This window comes from Curtobacterium sp. VKM Ac-1376 (assembly GCF_015351025.1).
Lineage (GTDB): Bacteria > Actinomycetota > Actinomycetes > Actinomycetales > Microbacteriaceae > Curtobacterium.
In genome coordinates this window covers 1-4238 of record NZ_JADKRV010000034.1, presented here as the reverse complement: position 1 = coordinate 4238, position 4238 = coordinate 1, and the positions used below count along the sequence as shown (strand labels likewise).

Annotated in this window: 4 protein-coding genes and 1 pseudogene; all 5 read right to left on the bottom strand. The window is 71.0% G+C overall.

The annotated features are described in order from the left end of the window. Positions 1-124 precede the first annotated feature (124 nt). Complete coding sequence (locus ITJ56_RS17790) at positions 125-1048, bottom strand: NAD kinase (RefSeq protein ID WP_194631970.1); 924 nt, start codon at positions 1046-1048, stop codon at positions 125-127. Further along, positions 1045-1878: a TlyA family RNA methyltransferase gene (locus ITJ56_RS17785; RefSeq protein ID WP_323749865.1), complete on the bottom strand. Its 834-nt coding sequence runs from the start codon at positions 1876-1878 to the stop codon at positions 1045-1047. The genes ITJ56_RS17790 and ITJ56_RS17785 overlap by 4 nt, the downstream gene beginning before the upstream one ends. Next, a complete protein-coding gene (locus tag ITJ56_RS17780) occupies positions 1871-2035 on the bottom strand; it encodes a hypothetical protein (protein ID WP_194631968.1) in 165 nt (54 codons plus the stop codon). Before ITJ56_RS17780 ends, ITJ56_RS17785 begins: the two co-directional genes overlap by 8 nt. 10 nt (positions 2036-2045) lie before the next feature. After that, positions 2046-3017, bottom strand: coding sequence for an HAD-IIA family hydrolase (locus ITJ56_RS17775; protein ID WP_194631967.1), 972 nt, complete (start codon positions 3015-3017; stop codon positions 2046-2048). Positions 3018-3048: 31 nt separating this feature from the next. Then, positions 3049-4238, bottom strand: a pseudogene (locus ITJ56_RS17770) (hypothetical protein); the annotation flags it as partial.

Sequence of the window (4238 nt, the reverse complement as noted above, 5' to 3'; positions counted from 1 at the left end):
TCACCGGTCCTCCTCCGTCACGATCGTCGCAGCGGATGCGATGCTGCGCCCATCCACGCCGATCACCGGTCCTCCTCCGTCACGATCGTCGCAGCGGATGCGATGCTGCGCCCATCCACGCCGATCACCGGTCCTCCTCGTCGCTCTGGGGGCCGCGCCAGCCCGCGACCGGCAGCTGGAACTTGGCGACCAGGCGGTCGGTGAACGGGGCGTCCTTGAGCCGGGCGACACGCACCGGGTCCGGTGAGCGCCGGACCTCGACACGCGCTCCGGGCGGCAGGTCGTGCGTCCGTCGGCCGTCGCACCACAGCACCCCGACACCGCTCGTGCGCCGGAGGACCTCGATCGCGAGCGTGCAGTCCGGCCCCACCACGATCGGCCGGGCGAACAGCGCGTGGGCGCTCAGTGGCACCATGAGGAGCGCGTCGACGTCGGGCCACACGATGGGCCCACCGCCGGAGAACGAGTACGCCGTCGACCCGGTCGGCGTCGACACGACGACACCGTCGCACCCGAACGACGACAGCGGGCGACCGTCGACCTCGGTCACGACCTCGAGCATGCGCTCCCGCGAGGCCTTCTCGATCGTCGCTTCGTTCAGGGCCCAGCTCGAGTAGACGATCTGGTTGCCGACGACGACGTCGACCTGCAGGGTGACGCGCTCCTCGACGTTGTACTCGCCGGACAGTGCGCGCTCGACGGTCTCGGCAAGTCCGTCACGCTCGCTCTCGGCAAGGAACCCGACGTGCCCGAGGTTCACGCCGATGAGCGGTGCGCCGGTGTTCCGGACGAGTTCCGCCGCACGCAGGATCGTGCCGTCGCCACCGAGCACGATGACGATCTCGAGCTGGTCGGGCTGGACGTCGACGCCCAGGATGTCGACCTTGCCGACCGAGGCCTCGGCACGCCGGATGTCGGCGTACTCGTCGAACGGCATGACGGGGGTGAGTCCGGCCGCGTGCAGGAAATCGCAGACCTCGACAGCGGCGTCGATCGAGTCACGGCGGCCCGTGTGGGACACGAGCAGGATGTGCCGTTCGTCGCTCATGAAGACCCTTTCGTGAGTTCGGTCGCCCGGACTCTCCATTCTGTCGGATTGCCCCCGACACCGCGCTGGAAGCGGGCGAGGTACTCGTGGTTGCCGTGCGTCCCGAGGATCGGCGACGCCGCGAGACCCGTGGTGCCGAGCCCGAGGTCCCACGCCGCCCACAGCACGTTCATGAGCGCGTCGTCGCGCAGACCTGCGTCGTGCACGATCCCTTCGCGCACACCGCCCCGTCCCACCTCGAACTGCGGCTTCACCAGCAGCACGAAGTCGTCGGCGGGCACAGCCTCGGCCAGGGCCGGCAGCACGAGCCGGAGCGAGATGAAGGAGAGGTCCCCCACCACCAGGGACGTCTCAGCAGCAGCAATGTCGAGGGCGAGGTAGTCGTCGCGCGTGAGGTTCCTGGCGTTGATTCCCTCGACCACGGCGACGCGTTCGTCGAGCGCGACCGTCGGGTGCAGCTGACCGTGACCCACGTCGAGCGCGACCACACGACGTGCACCGCGTGCCAGCAGCACCTGGGTGAAACCACCGGTGCTCGCGCCGACGTCGAGCACCACCCGGCCGGAGGCGTCCACGTCGAAGGCATCGAGCGCGCCGACGAGCTTCCGCGCAGCGCGCGAGACCCACTCGTCTGCGGCGTCGACCACGATGGCAGCCCCGGGGGCGACCGGCGTGGAAGGCTTCACCACGGCACGCCCGTCGACTGTGACCCGGCCGTCCTGGATCAACCTGGTGGCAGCGGTACGTGACCTCGCGAGTCCACGGGCAGCGAGGAGGGCATCGAGGCGGACCGGGGTCGCGTCGGACACGGCTCCGTCCGGTTCAGGCACTCGCGGAGCCGCCGCTCTCGAGCCGCGTGCGCAGCTCGTCGTGGAGTGCCGAGAAGGCATCGGCGCGGTTGGCGAGCGGCAGGCCCTCGGCCGCTGCGGTACGCGCGGCGAAGGTGTCCTGCTGGTCCGGGTCGGACGGTTGCTCGGGGTTCGGCACGTTCGACACGCTACTCGCCGCCGTAGAGCTGCGGGTCCACGTCGAGGCCGTAGATGGCCAGACCGGACTCCCAGATGAGCGCCGAGCCGGCACGCAACCGGTCGATGTCCGTCCCCGCGTCGAGCACCCGGACGACGTGCCCCCGCATCGCCACGGTCGCCGTGCCGACGGTCACGTAGCGGGTACCGTCCTCGTCCTCGCGTCGGACGGTCACCGGGTACGGCTGGGACAGGCCGCGGAGGTCCTCGAGCACGAACGTGGGACGCGAGCGCTGGTCGGCCGCCAGGACCTGCTTGGCCTGGTCGATGCCGGTGAGCACGAGCACGCTCGGGATCCCGGCGTCGTTCGCGCCCTTGATGTCGGTGTCCAGCCGGTCACCGATGAACAGGCTGCGACCGCCGCCGAACCGCTCGGTGGCGGCGTCGAAGATCGGTCGCTCGGGCTTCCCCGCGACGACGGGCATCCGCCCCACCGCCTGGTGCACGGCGGACACGAGCGTGCCGTTGCCCGGGGCGATGCCGCGCTCGACCGGGATCGACCAGTCCATGTTCGTCGCGACCCACGGCACATCCGGGTCGGCCAGGGCGAACGATGCCTCCGCCAACTCCTTCCAACCGAGGTCGGGCGAGAACCCCTGGATGACCGCAGCCGGCGCGTCGTCCGCGCTCGAGGTCACCGTGAACCCGGCGGCCTCGACGATGCTCGACAACCCGAGCCCGCCGGTCACCAGGACGGTCGCCCCGGCGGGGACCAGGGTCGCGAGCAGCTGGACGCCCGCCTGCGACGAGGTGACGACGTCGTCCTCGGAGGCCTCGAGCCCGTAGCGCTCGAGGTGCTCGGCGACGTCGATCGGGCGCCGCGATGCGTTGTTCGTGATGTAGCCCACCCGCGCCGTCAGCGAGGCGCGCGTCAGTGCCTCGACCGCGTGCGGGATGGCATTGCGCCCCCGGTAGACCACGCCGTCGAGGTCGGTGAGGACCACGTCGACGCCGTCGGTCGGCGTCGACGGAGTGTCAGTCGGCTGCGGATCCGTCGACGTCGCGGCGGTTGTCGTCGTCGACCTCACCGGGCTCGTCGGCCGCAGAGGTGTCGTCGTCGAGGTCGTCGAGGACTGGCTCGTCGTCGAGTTCGTCGGCATCGTCGCTCCCGATGCCACCGGCGTCGTCCCCGTCGTCTCCGGGCTCTTCGACTTCGATCGTTTCCTCGACCACATCAACTGTCTCCCAAGCGTTGTCGTCCGCGATTTCGGCGAGGGCCGCTGCCGCGCGGTCCACCCGGGCCCACCACTCGTCGGCCTCGTCCTGGCGGCCGAGCTCCTCGAGCGTGGCCGCGTAAGCACTGTAGAGCGCCGGGGACCATGCGTACGCCGTGGACGGATCGAGCTGTGGAATCTCCAGCTCGCCGAGCGCCGCTGTGGGGTTCCCGAGGTCCAGTCGCGCCCCGGACATCGCGATCGCGAGCTCGACCTGCACCGGCGTCTCCAGGGCGGAGCGCTCGACCGAACGCCCGAGCTCGAGCGCCCGCTCCGGACGGCCGAGACCGCGCTCGCAGTCCACCATCATCGGCAGCTGGTCGTTCCGCCCCGAGATCCGGCGGTACGTCCTGAGCTCGCGGAGGGCCGTCGCGAAGTCGCCGAGGCGGTACGCGGTGATCGCTGCGGTCTCACGGACCACACCGACCCGGCCGGCACGACGTGCAGCGCTCAGGGCGTGCTGGTTGGCGGTCTCGGGGTCCTCGTCGACGAACATCGCCGCGGCCACGAGGTGACGAGCGACCCAGTCAGCGTTGTCCTTGCTGAGGGTCTTCAGCTCCATGCGGGCTGCCGGGTCGAGGTCGCGCGCCTGGATCTCCTCGGGGATCTCCGGGTCCTCGTGCCGGGGACGGATCGACCTCGTGCCGTACGGGTCGCGGTCCTCCCAGTCGTCACGGGCAGCCTCGCCGAATCGGGCTCCGGTGTGGCGGGTGCCGTCCCCGAACCGCCGACGTTCCTCGCCACCGTCACGACCGGGCCGGTCCGAAGGCCCGCCGCGGAACGGTCGGTCCGAGCCACCGCGGGCCGGTCGATCGTCGTCCCTTCGCGGACGGTCGGAGGAGCCACCACGGTACGGGCGGTCACCGTCACGTGCCGGACGATCCGAAGACCCACCACGGTACGGGCGGTCTCCATCACGGCGCGGACGGTCGGAACTGCCCTGGTAGGGAC